Raw genomic sequence first — 18,169 nt, 5'->3', positions numbered from 1 at the left:
ACGTCGGTCAGCCGACGACGAGCAGCGGCGGCAGCGTCGCGATGTCGGGCTGCTCGTCGAGCCGCCACAGGTAATCGAGCGCCGCGCGGATCTGCGCCGGGCTCCAGTGCCGCCGGCAGTTCTTCGTGAACTTCGCGTCGTAGTCGTCGCGCCGCATCGGCCGCGTCGGCGAGCCGGGCAGGTCGTCCACCTGCTTCGTGCAGGTCGACCCGTCTTCGCACACGGCCGTCACCCGGTTCGGCGCGTGCGCGGGATAGCGGGCGGTCAGCGCCGGGTCCTCGCGCACCGTGATCCGCTCGATCAACGCGCGCAGCGCCGGATCGTGCAGCGCGTCGGGCCGGTAGCTCTCGGTCGTGATGTCGCCGTCGAGCATCGCGCGCGCGACGATGTACGGCAGGCTGTGATCGGCGGTCTCGTGCGTCGACGGCGCCCATTTTTCGCGGTCGCGGCCGGCCGTCACATAACCGACTTCGGTCGTGTCGATCTCGATGCGCCGGATGCGGCGCAGGTCGCCGACCTGCGCGGCGACGTCGAGCGCGGCCGGAATCGCGGTCTGCGTGAGCCCTTGCGCGGGATAGAACTTCACGAAGCACTTGCCGATCCGGAACGCGCCGCCGCGCCCGCCGAATTCGCGCGTGTCGACGGCGAACGGCCCGGACACCTGCGGAAAGAATCCCGCCATGCCTTCGAAGATCGGCGCGGGGCCGGTCAGCCCGGCGCGCGCGAGCTGCGTCGAGAACACCGCGTTGCGCGCCGCGTCCGCATCGGCGAGCGCCTTCCAGTTCGACAATTCCTGGACGCGCGTCTGGTTCAGCGCGAGATGGCTGTTGATCGACAGGTTCACCGCCTGCACCAGCTGCGGCGCGGGCATGCGCATCAGCTTGCCCGCGGCGAGCGCGACGGCGGGCAGGCTGTAGCACGTGTGGTCCCAGCCGCGCGGGCTGATCGCGGCGGCGTCCATCAGCCGGCACGCGATCTCGTAGGCGATCGCGATCGACAGGATCAGGTCGCGGCCGTTTGCGTGCTGCGCTTCGGCGACCGCGAGGCACGCGGACATGTTGTCGCTCGGATGGCCGGTCTCCTTGCCGGCGTACGCGTCGTTGAAATCGTAGTAGCGCAGTGCGGTGCCGGTCGCGAACGCGGCGAGATCGGGGCTCGTGCGCTGGTTCGTGCCGACGATCGTCGACACGCCGCCCGGCGACGCGAGCGCCGCGTCGCGCGCGATGCGTACCGGACGTTCGTCGTGCGCGGCGATCGCGCAGCCGAGCGCGTCGATCAGGTGCGCCTTGATCGTCTCGATCGTCGCGGCGTCGAGGTCGCGATACTGCAGCCCGGCCGCGTAGTCGGCGAGCTGCTGCGCGAGATCGGGGCGGCCGGGGGCGGCGGCAACCGGCAGCGCGCCGGCGCGGGCGTGGGCGAACGGCAGCGCGAGCGCCGCGCCGGTCAGCGTGGAAAGGAAGTGGCGGCGGTTCATTGTGCGAAGACTCCGAAGGTTCCTGAAACTGGGGAGAGGCGAGGTCAGAACAGCTTGCGCAGGCCGAGTGCCACGCCCGCACTGCTGGCGCGGTCGCCGGCCAGCGTGTAGTGGAGGAAGTTGTAGTTGTAGTTGTCGAAATCGAGCGCGGCGCGGCGCGCGTAGCCGCCCGCCAGGTACAGCGTGACGGCTTTCGACAGGAAGTAGTTCAGCTGCAGCGTGACCTGCTGCGGGTTGGCCGGGTGCGGCGCGGGTGTCTGCGCGTTCGGCGCATTCTGCGCACGGATGTCCTCGTAATAGAACGCGCCGACCGCCTGCAGGTAAGGGGTGATCGCGTAGCGCACGCCGGCCCACCAGAACGTGTAGCGCGTCACGACCGACGGCGCGGCGACGCCGCTCTGGCCGTACGTGACGCCGGCCAGCAGCTGCGCACGTCCGACGGACGCGATCGCGGCGGCGGCGTAGCGGCGGAAATGCGCGAAGCCGCCCGGCTGCGGGGTGTTGACGTTGTCGAACGCGGCGGCGAACGAGAATGCGCCGCCGGCATAGTCGAAGCCGGCGCCATAAGCGGCGTTCGACTGGAACGCGCCGGGCGTGCCGCCGAACGAATAGTGCGTTTCGAGCGTCAGCGGGCCGATCTTCGCCAGATACTTGGCGACGTTGTTCTCGCGGAAGTTGACGCCGACGATCGCGCCGGCCGGCTCGTACAGCGTCGAGTACGCGCCCGTCGGCGAATAGCGCTCCATCACGTCGAACAGCGTCGTGTACTGGTGGCCGAGCCGCAGCGCGCCCCAGCGCTCGTGCTGCAGCCCGACCCATGCGGAGCGGTCGAAGCCGCCCGCGCCGGTGCCGGTACCGTTGTTCAGGTTGATGCCGCTTTCGAGCCGGAACGCGGCCTGCCAGCCGCCGCCGAGGTCCTCGACGCCCTTCAGGCCCCAGCGCGAGCCGCTCTTGCCGCCCGACGCCATCCGCACGAGCGATGCCGACGACTTGTCGCCGGGCGCGGCCTGATGGGTGAGGAATTCCGTATAGATGTCGGCCACGCCATACAGCGTGATCGTGCTCTGCGCGCAGGCGCCGGCCGATACGAGGCCCAGTCCGCACAGTGCGGACATCCGCTTGCCCATGGTTTGTCTCCTTCCAGGGTTTGTTTTTGTTTGAGTTCGGCGCCGCGCCGGTCGAGCGGTGCGGCGGTACTGCGGGGCGACGCTATCCGGGCCGGGTGGCGAACGGACGGCATCGTGACGGGACGCGTGCGCGCACCGCGCGACACGCGCATGGACGCGCGGCGATGAAGGGCGGTGCCCGCATTACCGGGGCACGCCGTCGGCGCGTGCCTGTACCGCCGCGTGACGCGCGAGCACGCGCTTCGCGCGGGCGACGCCGGGCGCGTCGACCATCCGGCCGTCGACGCGCAGCGCGCCGCGCCCGTTCGCGCGTGCGTCGTCGTAGGCGGCCAGCACCGCGTGTGCGTCGCGCACCGCGGCGTCGTCGGGCCGGAACGCACGGTTGAGCGCGCCGACCTGCAGCGGGTGGATGCAGGTCGCGCCTGCATAACCGAGCTCCGCGGACGCGCGAGCGATGCGCTCGAACGCGTCGAGATCGCGCAGTTCGTCGAGGCCGCCGATGAGGCCGAGCGGCAGGATGCCGGCGGCGCGCGCGGCGATGATCAGCAACTGTTTCGGCACGCGCAGCACATCGGCGCTCGCGCCGCTTTCGCAGTTCAGCGCGAAGTCGCCGCCGCCCAGCATCATCGCGACGACGCGCGGCGACGCCTGCGCGATCCGGTCCATTGCCTGGAACGCGCGCGGCGTTTCGACGATCGCGACGATCCGCGTGCGGCCGGGCAACGCGCCGGCTTCTTCTTCGAGCGCGGCCAGCAGTTCGTCGATCGCCTCGATGTGCGAGCCGCCGCGCACCTTCGGCAGCACGACGCCGTCCACGCCGGCCCGGACGGCCGCGCGCAGGTCGGGCACGAGCAGGTCGAGCGGGCCGTTGGCGCGCACCAGCAGGTCGCGGCCCGGCGCGCGCAGCGCCGGCACGGCGTCGGCCAGCCCGTCGCGGGCGGCCGCCTTGCATGCGGGCGGGACGCTGTCCTCGAGATCGAGGACCAGCGCATCGGCGTCGCTCGCGGCGGCCGATGCGACGAAACGGGGGACGTGCGCGGGGACGTACAGCAGCGAGCGCCAGACGGGTTGTGACGATGAATTCATCTACGGTCTCATAAAATGAAAGTCACTTTCATTTTTGTGGTGGATGACCGCATTCGTCAAGATTATCGTTAACGCCTAGTATCAAGGAACATTGCAGGATGATGACCGAACGAAGCTGTGCGGATTCATGTTGATGTCATCGACGATCTGCGTATAATGAAAGCGACTTTCATTTTTCGATGCCGGCCGCCGTAACGTGGCACCGACCTGACACGAACGGCCCGGCATCGCACGAGGTGGACATGAACAAGGTGGAGACAAGCAGTCCGGCAGAGGGCGGCGTGGCCGCGGTCAACCGCGCGCTGACCGCGCTGCTGGCGTTCGGCAACGCGCCAGGCGGGCTGATGCTCGCGCAGGTGAGCGAGGAGACGGGGCTCAACATGAGCACGCTGTTGCGGATGTTCGAGTCGCTCGAGCAGTTCCGCTTCATCAAGCGCCTGCCGGACGGGCGCTATGTGTTGGGGCCCGCCGTGTTCCAGCTCGGGATGATGTATCGCGAGTCGTTCCAGCTGCGCGAGTACGTGATGCCGATCCTGTCGAGACTGTCGGCGGAAACCGGCGAGACGGCCGCGTTCTACGTGCGTGAAGGCGACCAGCGCGTGTGCCTGTTCCGCATCCAGGCGCAGCGCTCGGTGCGCACGCACCTGCGCGAGGGCGACCGCTTCCCGCTCGACGTCGGCGCGGCCGGGCGTGTGCTGCTTGCGTTCAGCGGCACGCGCGGCGGTGACTACGAGAAGACGGCCGAGCAGGGCTACGCGGTATCGATCGCCGAGCGTGATCCGGAAAGCGCGGCGATCGCGTGCCCGGCATTCGGCGTCGGCCGCGTGCTCAGCGGCGCGATCTCGCTCGGCGTGCCGCGTTACCGCTTCAACAAGAAGGTGCTGGCCGACTACCTGCCGCGCGTGCAGGCGGCCGCCGCCGAGCTGACGCATGCGCTCGGCGGCGATCTGCCCGCTGCCGGCGCGGCATTTCGCGCGGCCGACCAGCTCGGCGCGCTGCTCGAGTAGCGCCGCGCGCGGCTGAGCGCGCCTCGAAGGCCGCCTCGAAGTCCGCCTTGCAGTCCGCCTCGCACGACGCATACACCAACCAGGAGACAAGCATGTTCGTTACCGACCCGCAGGCCGCTCACGCGGCCGGCGCGCACCGTCGCGCGTCCACCGGCCCGATTCATCCGAAACCGTTCGACGCCGGCGCGCAGGGGCCGCTCGCGGGCGTGCGCGTCGTCGACCTGTCGCGCCTGATGGCCGGCAACATGCTGAGCGTGCAGCTCGCCGATTTCGGCGCGGACGTCGTGAAGGTCGAGAGCGAGCGCGGCGATACGCTGCGCGCGGTCGGGGCGGGCGGGATCAGCACGAACTGGAAGGTATACGGGCGCAACAAGCGCAGCGTGTGCGTCGACCTGCGCGCGCCCGAGGGCATCGATATCGTCCGCCGGCTGGTGCGCGACGCGGACGTGTTCGTCGAAAGCTTCAAGCCCGGCGTCGCCGAGAAGATGGGGCTCGGCCCGGACGACCTGCTCGCGATCCGTCCCGAGCTGGTGATCGCGCGGATCTCCGGCTGGGGGCAGACCGGGCCCTACCGTCACAAGCCGGGCTTCGGCACGCTCGCGGAAGGCTATGCGGGGTTCGCGGCGATCAACGGCTTCGCCGATCGCGAGCCGGTGCTGCCGCCGATGTTCCTCGGCGACATGACGGCCGGGCTGTCCGGCGCGATCGCCGTGCTGGTCGCGCTGCATGCGCGCGACGCGCACGGCGCGGCGGGGCAGGTGATCGACGTGTCGCTGTTCGAGCCGCTGCTGTCGATCCTCGGCCCGGCCGCTGCGAACTACGTGATGACCGGCAAGATCAAGGAACGCACCGGCAGCCGCTCGTCGAACACCGCGCCGCGCAACGCGTATCGGGCCCGCGACGGCAAGTGGCTGTGCCTGTCGAGCTCGACGCAGGCGATGGCCGAGCGGCTGTTCCGCGCGATCGGCCGCGCGGAGCTGATCGACGATCCGCGCTACGCGACCAACGTGCAGCGCGTGCAGCACGCGGAGGCGCTCGATGCGATCGTCGGCGAATTCATCGCCGCACGCGATCTCGCTGACAATCTCGCGTTCTTCGAAGAAGCGGGCGTGACGGTCGGGCCGATCCAGGATATCGCGCAGATCGTTCAGGATCACTACGTGATCGAGCGCGAGGCGCTCGTCGAGCTGCCGGACGACGACGTCGGCAGCCTGCCGATGCACAACATCACGCCGCGCCTGTCGGCCACGCCCGGCACGTTTCGCCGGCCCGCGCCCGCGCTCGGCGAGAACAATCGCGAGATCCTGCTGCCGCTGCTCGGCGAACGCGAATACGAGCGGCTCGCGGGGCTGGGCGTGATCCGCACGCGGTAGGCGCGACGTGCGATGTGCGATGCGGCCGCGAAGGACGGCCGCCGCACCCTGGACATTGCATGGAGGAGACACCATGGAACCACGCTGGACCCATCGGCCGCCCGGCTCGAACTGGGGAGATTTCGGCCCGGACGATCAGAAAGGGCGCCTGAACTGGCTGACCGCCGACGCGGTGCTGCGCGGCGTCGCGGAGGTGCGCGAAGGCCGCGTGTTTTCGCTGAGCCTGCCGCTCGACGTGCCGCGCGGCGGCGGGTTGAACGCACGGCGCCGGCCGCCGGCGATCATGCCGGCGCTGCTCGGCGACAAGCCGTATTTCGGCTATCGGGCGGATGAACAGGTTGCGAACGCAACCGATGTCGTCTGCGACGATTCGTTCTGCATGCATTCGCAGTTCTCGACGCAGTGGGATGCGCTGTCGCACGTCGGCTCGCTGTTCGATCCGGCGGGTGACGGCGAGCGGGCCCGCGTGTTCTACAACGGCTACCGGATGGACGAGCACATCCAGGTGCCCGAAGCGGGTGCGCCGCGCGGCGGCGCGCGTGCGCTCGGCATCGAGGTGATGGCGCAGACGGGCGTGCAGGGGCGCGGCGTGCTCGTCGACCTGCGGCGCCACTTCGGCGACGAGCGGCGCAAGATCGGCTACGCGGAGTGGATGGCGGTGCTGCGCGCGGACGACGTGATCGTCGAGCGCGGCGACATCGTGTGCGTGCATACGGGCTTCGCCGATCGCCTGCTCGACGCCGACGCGCGCGGCGAGTCCGGCGCGCCGGACGTGTGCTGCGTGCTCGACGGCAACGACGCGCGCCTGCTCGAATGGATCGACGCGTCGGGGCTCGCCGCGCTCGCGGCGGACAACCACGCGGTCGAGGAGCGGCCGCGCGATGCGCGGGCGCGCGAGCGGCCCGGCGCGCTGATGCCGCTGCACGAGCTGTGCCTGTTCAAGCTCGGCATTCACCTCGGCGAGCTATGGCACCTGACGCCGCTCGCCGACTGGCTGCACGCGCACCGGCGCAACCGCTTCCTGCTGACCGCGCCGCCGCTGCACCTGCGCGGGCTCGTCGGGTCGCCGGTCAATCCGGTCGCCACCGTATGAACGCCGGCGCCGCGCGCATGCCGCGCCGGCGCCGGGTGTGCCGCTTCGCCGCTTCGCGCAGGCCGCGCGGGCGGATCATCGAGGAATCGCCATGTCTCATTCCCATGCGGCGTCGATCGCCGCCCGCATCGACCGCCTGCCCGCGACGGCCACCATCTGGACGCTCGTGCTGTTTCTGAGCGTCGGCGGGTTTTTCGAGGTCTACGACCTGTTCCAGATGACCTATCTGCCGCCCGGGCTGATCCGCGACGGCATCTTTCACGCGGGCTCGCACGGCGTGCTCGGCATGTCGGACCAGGGCGCGCTCGGCGCGGCGACGTTCGCCGGGCTGTTCGTCGGCGAGATGTTCGTGTCGCGTCTCGCGGATCGCTTCGGACGGCGCGCGCTGTTCACCGGCGCGCTGCTGCTCTACACGGCGGCGAGCCTGGCGATGTGCGTGCAGACGCATGCGCTCGGCATCCTCGTGTGCCGTTTCATCGCGGGCTGCGGCATCGGCGCGGAGCTGATCACGATCGGCGCGTTCCTGACCGAGCTGGTGCCGAAGGCGGTGCGCGGCCGCGCGTTCGCGCTGTGCTTCGCGGTCGGCTATCTCGCGATGCCCGTGCTGGCGCTGGTGTCGTGGTTATGGGTGCCGCACGATCCGCTCGGCATGTCGGGATGGCGCTGGGTCGTGCTGTTCGGCGGCAGCGGCGCGGTTTTCGTCTGGTGGCTGCAGTCGCGGTTGCCGGAGTCGCCGCGCTGGCTCGCCCACACGGGCCGCGAGGCCGAGGCCGAAGCCGTGCTGCAGCGGCTCGAGCAGGCCGTCGAGCGGGAATCCGGCCGGCCGCTGCCCGCAGTCCCGACGCCGGTCGCGGCGGCCACGGCCAAGGCCACTGCCGCACAGCGCGCGCCGTCGATGTGGGATGCGCGGCATCGCGGCCGCACGACGATGCTGATCGCGTTCAATGCCTTCCTGAGCATCGGTTTCTTCGGTTTCAGCCAGTGGCTGCCGACGCTGCTCGCCGCGCAGGGCGCGAGCGTCACGAAGAGCCTCTGGTATGCGTTCGTGATCGCGTTCGCGTATCCGGTGTCGCCGTTCGTCGCCGGCCTGCTCGCCGACCGGGTCGAGCGCAAATGGCTGATCGTCGCGTCGGCGTTCGGCGTCGCGCTGTTCGGCACCGCGTTCGCGATGTCGGCGCAGGCGCCGTTCGTGATCGCGTTCGGCCTGCTCGTCACGCTGTCCAACACGGTGCTCGCGAGCAACGGCACCGCGTACCAGTCGGAAGTGTTTCCGACCGAGATCCGCGGGCGCGCGCTCGGCTTCGTGCATTCGATCGGCCGCCTGACGGGGATCGCGAGCAGTTTCATCGTCGCGCTGCTGCTCGAACGGGCGGGGGTGCCGGCCGTGTTCGTGCTGATCGGCGGCAGCATGCTGATCGTGATGGTGTCGATCGGCGTGTTCGGGCCGCGCACCAACAACCGGGCTCTGGACGAGATCGCGGACGGCGCCGGGAACGCGGCGGCGTTGCGCGGGCTCGCCGAAGCGCCGACCGGGCGTGTCGATGGGCGGCGAAAATTGGGCTAGCATCCTGATTCATCGCGGCAACCGGGCACCTCGCCCATCGACCATCGCCATGAAACCCGTTGCCGTCGTATTGCACGGCCCGACCAGTGCAGGGAAGAGCAGCCTGGCCAGGGCGCTCCAGCAAGGGTCGGACGTGCCGACGTTTCACGTCTCGCTCGACGCGTTCGTCGAGATGTCGCGCCGACGTGACATGCGATCGGACGAGGAGCTGAATCAGGCGCTGAGACTCCATCAGCTCAACCTGCAGTCGACGCTCGCACGGATCGCGGCCAGCCATTTCGAGATCGTGCTGGATCTCGTGCTCCGGGATCCGGCCGCGCTCGACGCATGCGTTGCCGCGCTGTCGCCGCGTCAGACCTTCGTCATCGGCGTGACGTGCCCGCTCGACATCCTCGAACAGCGCGAACGCGCGAGGCCCGATCGCGGCGAGGGCATGGCCCGCTCCCAGTTCGGGCATCCGGCTTATTCGCGGCCTTACGCGCTGCGCATCGACACGTCGACATGCACGCCGGAAGAAGGCGCGCGCCGCATCCGTGCCCACGTCGACGCGCAGCGCGAGTGATCGTCGTCGCGCTCGATCGTGACAGGCCGCGTTCTCCCTTAAACTCGCCGGCAACGAATGTCATCGGCCACGCGGATGATGTCGTTCGCACGCGACAAATCGCATTGTGCGGAGAAACGGGACATTCGCGATGAAACCGATTCCGAAGCGTTTGTGCCGATAACCGGTTTTTCATGTTTCGAACGGATTGAAAGCGAATTTCAAGCGGATTTATGCGCCGACAGGCCATGGGGAGCGGTTCCAGCGGGTAAACGCCAGGTTATGGGCCCGCCGTGTCCAGACAGGGGATTCATGGATTGAATGCGCGCCGATTCAAAATATAAATTTCGGAAAGACTTTGGCACGGGATATGCTTCGCAGTTCTTATCCGAATGGATCATGCGCCGGCTATTCGTCGGAAAAATCAGGCAGGAGCATGAACATGAACCGCCCGGATCTGACAAGCCGATTGTTTAGAGGATGAACAGTTTGTGAATTCGGCGCGGCAGTGCGAAGCTGCCCGCGGAACAGCGTCGTACACGGATTGAGTTGGGTGACTTGAAACGCAGGCCGTAACTCCTAGCGACGGCCACTACTGACAGTTCAGGATATGACATTACTGATTGGGGTCCCTCTGGAGACGGCCAACGAGGAACGGCGCGTAGCGACGGTTCCCGACGTGGTCGAAAAGCTGATCAAGCTCGGGTTCTCGGTGGCCGTGCAAAGCGGTGCAGGCACCGGCGCGAACTTCAGCGACGACGACTACCGCAAGGCCGGGGCCGAAGTCGTGGCGACGGCCGCCGATCTGTGGGGCCGCGGCGATATCGTCCTCAAGGTGCGCCCGCCGAGCAGCGAGGAAGTCGCGCTGATGCGTGACGGCAGCACGCTGGTCGGTTTCGTCTGGCCGGCGCAGAACCCCGAACTGATGCAGCAGCTGGCCGCGAAGCGGGCCACGGTGCTGGCGATCGATTCCCTGCCGCGCACGCTGTCGCGCGCGCAGAAGATGGATGCGCTCACGTCGATGGCCGGCGTGAGCGGCTACCGCGCCGTCATCGAGGCGGCCCATGCGTTCGGCCGTTACTTCAACGGGCAGATCACGGCCGCGGGCAAGGTGCCGCCGGCCAAGGTGTTCGTCGCCGGCGCGGGCGTGGCCGGCCTCGCGGCCATCGGCACGGCCGCCGGCCTCGGCGCGATCGTGCGCGCCAACGACACGCGCGCGGAAGTGGCCGACCAGGTCAAGTCGCTCGGCGGCGAATTCGTCAAGGTCGACTACGAGGAAGAAGGCTCGGGCGGCGGCGGTTATGCGAAGGTGATGAGCGAAGGCTTCCAGCAGGCGCAGCGCGCGATGTACGCGCAGCAGGCCAAGGATGCGGACATCATCATCACCACCGCGCTGATTCCGGGCAAGCCGGCACCGAAGCTCATCACGGCCGAGATGGTGCAGTCGATGAAGCCGGGCAGCGTGATCGTCGACATGGCCGGCGAGCAGGGCGGCAACTGCGAGCTGACGGTGCCGGGCGAGGCGGTGGTCCGCCACGGCGTGACGATCGTCGGCTACACGGATCTCGCGTCGCGCCTGGCACGACAGTCGTCGACGCTGTACGCGACCAACCTGCTGCGCGTGATCGAGGAGCTGTGCAAGGCGAAGGACGGCACGATCAACGTCGACTTCAACGACGACGCGATCCGCGGCCTCACGGTCATCAAGGAAGGCAACGTGACCTGGCCGCCGCCGCCGATCCAGCAGCCGGTCGCGGCACCGAAACCCGCCACGCCGCCGGTCGCGGCAGCCGCGTCCAAGGGGCACGGACATGGCAGCGGCGCGCCGATGTCGGCGAAGTCGCTCGCCATCACGTTCGCCGTCGGCGCACTGGCGTTCCTGCTGGTCGGCCAGTTCGCGCCGGCCACGTTCCTGTCGCACTTCACGGTGTTCGTGCTGGCCTGCTTCGTCGGCTACATGGTGATCTGGAACGTCACGCCGTCGCTGCATACGCCGCTGATGAGCGTCACCAACGCGATCTCGTCGATCATCGCGATCGGCGCGCTGGTGCAGGTCGCGCCGCCGCTGGGCGAGGCCGCGGCGGAGGGGCGTCCTTCGGGGCTGATCCTCGGCCTGGCGGTGGGTGCGCTGACGCTCACGGCCGTCAACATGTTCGGCGGCTTCGCGGTGACGCGCCGCATGCTGGCGATGTTCCGCAAGTAAGGAGACGACAACAATGACTTCCAACCTGACTACCGTCTCCTATATCGGCGCGGCCATCCTCTTCATCCTCAGCCTCGGCGGGCTGGCGAACCCCGAGACCGCGCGCCGCGGCAACCTGCTCGGCATGATCGGCATGCTGATCGCCGTGCTCGCCACCGTGCTCGGCCCGCGCGTGTCGGCCGAAGGCATTCCTTATATCGTGGCTGCACTGGTCGTCGGCGGCGCCGTCGGCCTCGTCGCCGCGAAGAAGGTGCAGATGACGCAGATGCCCGAACTGGTTGCGCTGATGCACAGCCTGGTCGGTCTGGCGGCGTGCCTGGTGGGTTTCGCGAGCTACATCGATACGTCGGTTCAGTTCACGGGTGCCGAGCACGCGATCCACGAAGTGGAAATCTACGTAGGCATCCTGATCGGTGCGGTGACCTTCGCGGGCTCGGTCATCGCGTTCGGCAAGCTCTCCGGCAAGATCGGCGGCAAGCCGCTGCTGCTGCCGGCACGGCACTGGCTCAACCTCGCCGCGCTGCTGATCGTGATCTATTACGGTCGTGCGTTCCTGCATGCGGAGACGATCCAGGACGGCATGACGCCGCTCATCGTGATGACGGTGGTGTCGCTGCTGTTCGGCGTGCACATGGTGATGGCGATCGGCGGCGCGGACATGCCCGTCGTGGTGTCGATGCTCAACAGCTACTCGGGCTGGGCGGCGGCGGCCACCGGCTTCATGCTCGGCAACGACCTGCTGATCGTGATCGGCGCGCTGGTGGGCTCGTCGGGTGCGATCCTGTCGTACATCATGTGCCGCGCGATGAACCGCAACTTCATCAGCGTGATCGCGGGCGGCTTCGGCACCGGCAGCGGTGCGCCCGCGGCGGCTGGCGCCGGCGCGCAGCCGGCCGGCGAAGTGGTGGCGGTGAGCGCGCTGGAGACGGCCGAGCTGCTGCGCGATGCCAAGAGCGTGATCATCGTGCCCGGCTACGGGATGGCGGTGGCGCAGGCCCAGCACACGGTGCATGAACTCACGAAGGTGCTGCGCGAGAAGGGCGTCGACGTGCGTTTCGCGATCCATCCGGTGGCCGGCCGCATGCCGGGGCACATGAACGTGCTGCTCGCCGAGGCGAAGGTGCCTTACGACATCGTGATGGAGATGGACGAGATCAACGGCGATTTCCCGGAAGCCGACGTGTCGATGGTGATCGGCGCGAACGACATCGTGAACCCGGCCGCGCAGGAAGATCCGGCCAGCCCGATCGCCGGCATGCCGGTGCTCGAGGTGTGGAAGGCGAAGACCTCGATCGTGATGAAGCGCAGCATGGCGTCAGGTTATGCGGGCGTCGACAATCCGCTGTTCTACAAGGACAACAACCGGATGCTGTTCGGCGATGCCAAGAAGATGCTGGACGAAGTCTTCGGGGCGTTGAAGGCCTGACGATCGGCGCGCACGGGCGTGTGGGTGCGCGGGTCGAACGGTCAGCGGCCGTGGTGTCGAACGGCGGGTTGATCGGGGCCCGGCACGCCCGCCATGCGTATCGGGAAGGTCACGGAAGTGCGAGACGGAATCGGGTGTTTCGCACTTCCGGGGAAAAAGCGCGATCGATCGTCTGTGCGCGGATCGACGAACCACGCGATTGATGCCGTTGGAGCGGGCGGCGGCTCCATCATCGGCATGACGATTGCCAGCACGTGGCCGGCCTCCGGAATGGTGCTGGTCGACCGCAGTCCCGTGTGAAGGTGCTATCGCGCGTAACCGCACGAATCAGGCACCAGATCCTTGCCAGCCGCCGATACCGGCGCCTCTCCTCGTCGTTCCTCATGTCACGCAGCCGCGCCGGTGCTTCCCACACGACCGCGCATGACGATGTCGCCTACCCAGCCGCTCCCAGTTCCGCGAAACTGGTGATCCTCGCGTCGCATGCGCGCGCCAGCGCCAGGTCGTGACTCGAAAAAAAGACGGCACGGTCCGCAGCCAACGTCCTGAACAGGTCGACGAGCACCGCACGCGACGCGGCGTCGAGCCCGTTGCCCGGTTCGTCGGCGATCACGACGGTGGGCGCGCCGAGTGTCGTCGCCGTCAGGAACAGTTTCTTGCGCGTGCCGAGCGACATCTGCTCGAAGCGCTTGTCCATATGCGGGGCGAGCCCGAATCGATCGGCCAGCTCGAGCGTGCGGGTGTCGACGACGGTTTTCTTGGCGGCCGCCACGAGATCGAGAAACGCGCGACCGGTCTGGAACGGATACGTCAGGCAATCGTCGGGTACGTACGCCAGCGCGGATTTCGCCGCGAGCGGCGCGGTGCGCAGCGAATGGCCGCCGAGCCAGACCTCACCTTCGTCCGCGTCGATCGTGCCGGCGAGAATGGCGAGCAACGTCGACTTGCCGCTGCCGTTTTCATCGCACAGCGCCACGCACCCGGCGCCGGATGCGAAGTTGAGCCCTTGGAAGATGACGCGCTTGTCGAAGCGCTTGCCGAGATTGTCGAAGCGGAGCATGGATCGGGTAGTCAAACGAAAACTTGCCAGGCCAGCGTGACCCAGACCACGGTCAGCGCGATGCCCAGCAACACGGATTGTCGGGACGCATAGCGTTGCGGCAGATAGTGTAATGCGACGAGCGGTGCGCCCGAACACACGAGCGCCGCCGCCATCCACGATGACAGCACGCCGTGCGTCACCAGCAACAGCGGCGCGACGGCGGCGAACGGCAGCGCCAGCGCGGCAACGGTCAGCCAGTCGGCCCGGCGCTTCGCAAAGGTCGACAGCGGCAACGATTGCATGAAGTGCGACGCATGCAGGTGCGCCGCTCGCAAATCGCGATAGGTCGTCGCCGCGATCAGCATGATGACGGCCTGCGCGATCAGCGTCAGCGGAACGGCGCGCTGGTCGAACCCCCAGAGCGCAAGCAGGAAGCATGTCGAAGCGGTGACCGCACCCATCATCAGGCAGTGCCCGGCGGTGCTCGCGGCGCGGTCCCGCAGGATGCCGACCTGCAGCCTCGCGATGGGCGGCAGCCCGCTCCGGACACGGACGCGGATCGCATCCGCGATACGACGCGAGAACGCCCCCGGCATTTCCGAACGGGCGGCCCGCGCAGGGGCCGTATGCGCAATCGTGAAACCGGCGAGCAACAATGCCACGGTCAGCCACGCGGGACGTAACGCGCCCTCGGCGTGAAAGCCGCCGATCAGGAAGACATTGGCAACGATCAACGCGATTGCATTGCGCAGGTTGCGCGACAGCGCGGTCAATTGCCATCCGAGCGTGATCAGGAACAGGTCGAGAACGAACAGGTAGTTGATCGCCTTTTGCGGCAGGAAGGCGAGCGCGATGGCGGCGGCAAGCACGGGCAGCAGCAGCGGCGTACTCGCGACGATCACGACGATCGTGTCGATGGCGCGACGGCGGCCGTTGGAGACGGGCAAGGACGCGAGGAAGGTGACGAACGGCCCCCCGGTGATCGCACGACGCTGCGCCAGCACCCACAGGATGCCCACGGCTTCGAGCAGGTGCACCCACGCGAACCGCCATTCGATGCCATGCGACGGTGCCAGTGCCGCGAGTACCGGCGCACCCAGAATTCGCGTCTGCGAAAACACCGGCATCGCCGGCAGCAACAGCATGGCCAGCAGGAGCAGCGCCTGCCAATGCCTGCGCAGCAGGTTTGACGTCGCGAGTGCGTACCACCTGAGTCGGCAAGACAACATCGCTTCCAGCTCCCTTTCACCGAGCAAATGAACCCGGCATCCTGCCACGGTGGTCGTCGCGGCACAACTATCCCTGCCTTTGGCGGCCGGGACGGCACGCGCGAGATCGCCGTGCCGCATGAGACACCGACGCCGCGAATCGCCGTGTCGGCCGCGCAAACGGGTGGGGCACGGTGGCACGAGGCCTTCGTCGGCGTGGCATCGGGATTCACGCGCACGACGCCGACGCGGACCGTTCGGCAGATGCCGGACAGGTGCGCGGCAAGTCGAGACACGCGCGTCATACGGCTCGGGTATGCTGGACGAATGCCGGGCGGATGAGCAGGCAGGACCGCAACACGGCACGCCACACCACACGCGATCGCATCGCAACCACCGGCCGCACCGGGCCGATTTCAACTCAGGAACAGGGATTCGACATGGCGGAACTGGACAACGAGCTGTATGAGCGGATCGGCGCGCTGAGCGACGCGGGCGATGCGTTGATGGAAGACGGCGACTACGAAGGCGCGCTGGAGAAATTCCGGGCGGGATTCGACCTGCTTCCCGAGCCGAAAACGAACTGGGAGGCCGGCACGTGGTTGATGGCCGCGATCGGCGACGCGAATTTCCTTCAAGAGGACTACGCGGCCGGGTGCGAGAATCTCGGCCAGGCGATGCACTTCCCGAACGCGATCGGCAACCCGTTCCTGCATCTGCGGCTCGGCCAGTGCCAGTTCGAACTGGGCAATCTCGACCGCGCGGCCGACGAACTGATGCGCGCATACATGGCGGGCGGGCCGGAGCTGTTCGAGGACGAGGATGCCAGGTACTTGCGATTCCTTGCCACGCGTGCGGAAGGCATCGAGACGCCCTGACGCGCGCCGTGCGTGCCGGCCGGCGGCCGGCATCGCGAGCAGGCTTTGGCGGCCGCGTCGCGTCGCGCTGCCCCGCGATGCCGAGCGTTTTCTCCAAGTGCGCACGACTTGCCCATGAACCTGACCTTTCCCCTCGCCATCCGGGCCGATGCCGAAACGCTGGTCGCGATTCGCATCGCCGCGATGCGCGACAGCCTCGAGCGCATCGGCCGCTTCGATCCGCAGCGTGCGCGCGAGCGTTTTCTCGCGTCGTTCGACCCGGCGCTATGCCGCTTCATCGAAGCCGATGGCGTGAACGCGGGTTTCTTCGTGGTTCGGCCGCAGGAAGACCACTGGTTGCTCGACCATCTGTACATCGTGCCCGCGCACCAGGGAAAGGGCATCGGCGCGGCCGTGCTGCAGCGGATCTTTGCCGAGGCGGACGCGCAGCGCGTGCCCGTGCGTGTCGGCGCGCTGCGCGGCAGCGATTCGAACCGTTTCTATGCGCGGCACGGCTTCGTGCAGGCCGACGAAGCGGAGTGGGACATCTACTACGTGCGCGAACCGGGTTCGGCGACGGCGTAGATCGCACATGCCCGTGCGTCGTGACGACGCATGCGGGGTGTGATCCGGGTGAGCGCATCAGCGTTTTCCCGGATATCGAACGCGCGGCGCATGCCGATGAAGCAGAGAGAATATAACTACATGATCCGAGGCCAATCATGACGACATCTGCAACAAACGGACCGAATGCGGTATCGCCTGAAACGACCGGGGCGGCAGCGACATCCGACGACGCGGATGGCGTGCCGTCGATCCTGCTGGTGGACGACGAGCCGAGCGTGCTGTCGGCGCTCCGGCGCGTGTTCCGGCCCGCCGGCTACGAGATCCTGACCGCGGAAAGCGGCGAGGCCGCCCTCGAGGTGCTGGCGTCGACCGAAGTCGACCTGATCGTGTCCGACATGCGGATGCCCGGCATGAGCGGCGCGGAGTTCCTGGCCCGTGCCCGGGCGCTCTACCCGGACACGATGCGCATCCTGCTGACCGGTTATGCGGAGATCGCGTCGGTCATGCAGGCCGTCAACGAAGGCGGCGTCTATCGTTACCTGAACAAGCCGTGGGACGATCACGACCTGCTGCTGACCATCGAACAGGCGCTGGAGCAGCGCCGTTTGCGGCACGAGGCGGCGCGGCTCGCCGCGCTGACGGAAGCGCAGAACGAAGCGCTGCGCCGCTTCAACACGGAACTCGAAACGCAGGTTCGCGCGCGCACCGAGGAACTCGGCCAGACCGTGATGTTCCTCGAAGCCGCGCAGCGCGACCTGAAAAGCAGCTTCACCGCGATGGTCCAGGTGTGCGCGAGCATGATCGAGCTGCGCTGCGGGTCGGCCAGCGGTCACGCGATGCGGGTCGGCGAGATTGCGCGACGGCTCGCGCTGGCCTCCGGGATGAGCGAGCTGCATGCGCAGGATGTCTACTTCGCGGGGCTGCTGCATGGCATCGGCAAGCTGTCGCTGCCGGACGAATTGCTGCACAAGCCGCTCACACGCATGACGGCGGAAGAGCACGGCCTGTTCCAGCAGCATCCGCTGCGCGCACAGATGGTGCTGACGCCGGTCGCGCAATTGCACAAGGTCGCGTCGATCGTGCTGCACCAGTACGAGCGCTTCAACGGGCGCGGCACGCCGGACGGGCTGGCCGGCGACTCGATCCCGCCCGGCTCGCGGATCGTCGCGATCGCGCGCGATTTCGAGGGGCTGCGCAATGGCGACATCGGTGCGCCGCATTCGGTCGAGCAGGCGCTCGACGCAATGCGTTCGCAGGCCGGCGTGCGTTACGACCCGCGCATCGTCGAAAACCTGGTCGAACTGATGCGGGACCCGGCGAGCCTCGGCATCGCGGCGTCCGTCGCGGAGATCAAGTCCGCGCAGCTGCGCGAGGGGATGCAGCTCGCCGACGATCTGCGCACGCATCGCGGCGTGCTGCTGATGACCAAGGGCAGCGTGATGTCCGCACACCAGATCGAGCTCGTGCGCCGCTTCGAGACGCGCGAGGGGACGGCGTTCGACATCCTCGTGCTGGCCGGCCAGGCGGCGAAGCCGGCGCAGGGCGTGCCGAATGCGGGCGCGGCGCCCGCCTGAGCCCGGACGCGCGGCCTGATAGCCGCG

At 68.2% G+C, this 18,169-nt stretch carries 15 protein-coding genes; 10 read left to right on the top strand and 5 right to left on the bottom strand.

Translation table 11 applies throughout. The features are described 5' to 3' along the window. Positions 1-7: 7 nt before the first annotated feature. The 3 genes from VK92_RS24385 to VK92_RS24375 all read right to left on the bottom strand — a co-directional run bounded on the left by VK92_RS24385 (position 8) and on the right by VK92_RS24375 (position 3,687). Entirely contained in the window at positions 8-1,474 is a 1,467-nt protein-coding gene (locus tag VK92_RS24385) for an MmgE/PrpD family protein (RefSeq protein ID WP_048027302.1), read from the bottom strand. A gap of 44 nt (positions 1,475-1,518) precedes the next feature. Next, a complete protein-coding gene (locus VK92_RS24380; protein ID WP_048027300.1) occupies positions 1,519-2,601 on the bottom strand; it encodes a porin in 1,083 nt (360 codons plus the stop codon). A 183-nt stretch (positions 2,602-2,784) separates the two neighbouring features. After that, positions 2,785-3,687 (bottom strand): HpcH/HpaI aldolase/citrate lyase family protein, encoded by a 903-nt coding sequence (locus VK92_RS24375; protein ID WP_048027295.1) that lies wholly within the window; start codon positions 3,685-3,687, stop codon positions 2,785-2,787. Positions 3,688-3,929: 242 nt separating this feature from the next. Between VK92_RS24375 and VK92_RS24370 the strand changes: the two genes are divergently transcribed. The 7 genes from VK92_RS24370 (at position 3,930) to pntB (ending at position 12,894) form a co-directional block, all read left to right on the top strand. After that, positions 3,930-4,694, top strand: a complete 765-nt coding sequence (locus tag VK92_RS24370; RefSeq protein ID WP_048027293.1) for an IclR family transcriptional regulator — start codon at positions 3,930-3,932, stop codon at positions 4,692-4,694. Between the two features lie 92 nt (positions 4,695-4,786). After that, on the top strand, positions 4,787-6,067 hold the full coding sequence (locus VK92_RS24365; protein ID WP_048027291.1) for a CaiB/BaiF CoA transferase family protein: 1,281 nt from the start codon (positions 4,787-4,789) through the stop codon (positions 6,065-6,067). 73 nt (positions 6,068-6,140) lie between these two features. Then, the gene (locus VK92_RS24360; protein ID WP_048027289.1) at positions 6,141-7,160 is read left to right on the top strand and encodes a cyclase family protein; all 1,020 of its coding nucleotides are present in this window, start codon (positions 6,141-6,143) and stop codon (positions 7,158-7,160) included. A 91-nt stretch (positions 7,161-7,251) separates the two neighbouring features. Next, positions 7,252-8,724 (top strand): MFS transporter, encoded by a 1,473-nt coding sequence (locus VK92_RS24355; protein ID WP_063778364.1) that lies wholly within the window; start codon positions 7,252-7,254, stop codon positions 8,722-8,724. Continuing rightward, positions 8,702-9,286, top strand: coding sequence for a chloramphenicol phosphotransferase CPT family protein (locus VK92_RS24350; protein ID WP_081071767.1), 585 nt, complete (start codon positions 8,702-8,704; stop codon positions 9,284-9,286). Before VK92_RS24355 ends, VK92_RS24350 begins: the two co-directional genes overlap by 23 nt. A 589-nt stretch (positions 9,287-9,875) precedes the next feature. Then, positions 9,876-11,468: a Re/Si-specific NAD(P)(+) transhydrogenase subunit alpha gene (locus VK92_RS24345; protein WP_048027287.1), complete on the top strand. Its 1,593-nt coding sequence runs from the start codon at positions 9,876-9,878 to the stop codon at positions 11,466-11,468. Positions 11,469-11,481: 13 nt separating this feature from the next. Then, positions 11,482-12,894, top strand: coding sequence for a Re/Si-specific NAD(P)(+) transhydrogenase subunit beta (gene pntB, locus VK92_RS24340; protein ID WP_027792749.1), 1,413 nt, complete (start codon positions 11,482-11,484; stop codon positions 12,892-12,894). Between the two features lie 436 nt (positions 12,895-13,330). Here pntB and VK92_RS24335 read toward each other — a convergent pair whose 3' ends face one another. After that, the gene (locus tag VK92_RS24335) at positions 13,331-13,954 is read right to left on the bottom strand and encodes an ABC transporter ATP-binding protein (protein ID WP_048027285.1); all 624 of its coding nucleotides are present in this window, start codon (positions 13,952-13,954) and stop codon (positions 13,331-13,333) included. An 11-nt stretch (positions 13,955-13,965) separates the two neighbouring features. After that, positions 13,966-15,285: a DUF6136 family protein gene (locus VK92_RS24330; protein WP_131723225.1), complete on the bottom strand. Its 1,320-nt coding sequence runs from the start codon at positions 15,283-15,285 to the stop codon at positions 13,966-13,968. 197 nt (positions 15,286-15,482) lie between these two features. Here VK92_RS24330 and VK92_RS24325 point away from each other — a divergent pair, with 197 nt between their 5' ends. From VK92_RS24325 to VK92_RS24315, 3 genes are all read left to right on the top strand, one after another. Then, entirely contained in the window at positions 15,483-16,022 is a 540-nt protein-coding gene (locus VK92_RS24325) for a tetratricopeptide repeat protein (protein WP_226233671.1), read from the top strand. 114 nt (positions 16,023-16,136) lie between these two features. Continuing rightward, positions 16,137-16,586, top strand: coding sequence for a GNAT family N-acetyltransferase (locus VK92_RS24320; protein WP_048027283.1), 450 nt, complete (start codon positions 16,137-16,139; stop codon positions 16,584-16,586). A 137-nt stretch (positions 16,587-16,723) separates the two neighbouring features. Next, positions 16,724-18,142: an HD domain-containing phosphohydrolase gene (locus tag VK92_RS24315; RefSeq protein WP_021156619.1), complete on the top strand. Its 1,419-nt coding sequence runs from the start codon at positions 16,724-16,726 to the stop codon at positions 18,140-18,142. Positions 18,143-18,169: the final 27 nt, after the last annotated feature.

Source organism: Burkholderia sp. LK4 (assembly GCF_001043615.1).
Taxonomy (GTDB): Bacteria; Pseudomonadota; Gammaproteobacteria; order Burkholderiales; family Burkholderiaceae; genus Burkholderia; species Burkholderia cepacia.
The sequence above is the reverse complement of the archived record's forward strand: the minus strand, read 5'-3'. Positions and strand labels throughout refer to the sequence as shown.

Bases quoted from the DNA above. Each gene is read 5' to 3' on its own strand.
- VK92_RS24315 (WP_021156619.1), top strand. From the start codon at position 16,724: ATGACGACATCTGCAACAAACGGACCGAATGCGGTATCGCCTGAAACG.
- VK92_RS24325 (WP_226233671.1), top strand. From the start codon at position 15,483: ATGAGCAGGCAGGACCGCAACACGGCACGCCACACCACACGCGATCGC.
- VK92_RS24350 (WP_081071767.1), top strand. From the start codon at position 8,702: ATGGGCGGCGAAAATTGGGCTAGCATCCTGATTCATCGCGGCAACCGG.
- pntB (WP_027792749.1), top strand. From the start codon at position 11,482: ATGACTTCCAACCTGACTACCGTCTCCTATATCGGCGCGGCCATCCTC.
- VK92_RS24345 (WP_048027287.1), top strand. From the start codon at position 9,876: ATGACATTACTGATTGGGGTCCCTCTGGAGACGGCCAACGAGGAACGG.
- VK92_RS24360 (WP_048027289.1), top strand. From the start codon at position 6,141: ATGGAACCACGCTGGACCCATCGGCCGCCCGGCTCGAACTGGGGAGAT.
- VK92_RS24335 (WP_048027285.1), bottom strand. From the start codon at position 13,954: ATGCTCCGCTTCGACAATCTCGGCAAGCGCTTCGACAAGCGCGTCATC.
- VK92_RS24355 (WP_063778364.1), top strand. From the start codon at position 7,252: ATGTCTCATTCCCATGCGGCGTCGATCGCCGCCCGCATCGACCGCCTG.
- VK92_RS24380 (WP_048027300.1), bottom strand. From the start codon at position 2,601: ATGGGCAAGCGGATGTCCGCACTGTGCGGACTGGGCCTCGTATCGGCC.
- VK92_RS24385 (WP_048027302.1), bottom strand. From the start codon at position 1,474: ATGAACCGCCGCCACTTCCTTTCCACGCTGACCGGCGCGGCGCTCGCG.
- VK92_RS24375 (WP_048027295.1), bottom strand. From the start codon at position 3,687: ATGAATTCATCGTCACAACCCGTCTGGCGCTCGCTGCTGTACGTCCCC.
- VK92_RS24365 (WP_048027291.1), top strand. From the start codon at position 4,787: ATGTTCGTTACCGACCCGCAGGCCGCTCACGCGGCCGGCGCGCACCGT.
- VK92_RS24320 (WP_048027283.1), top strand. From the start codon at position 16,137: ATGAACCTGACCTTTCCCCTCGCCATCCGGGCCGATGCCGAAACGCTG.
- VK92_RS24370 (WP_048027293.1), top strand. From the start codon at position 3,930: ATGAACAAGGTGGAGACAAGCAGTCCGGCAGAGGGCGGCGTGGCCGCG.
- VK92_RS24330 (WP_131723225.1), bottom strand. From the start codon at position 15,285: ATGCGGCACGGCGATCTCGCGCGTGCCGTCCCGGCCGCCAAAGGCAGG.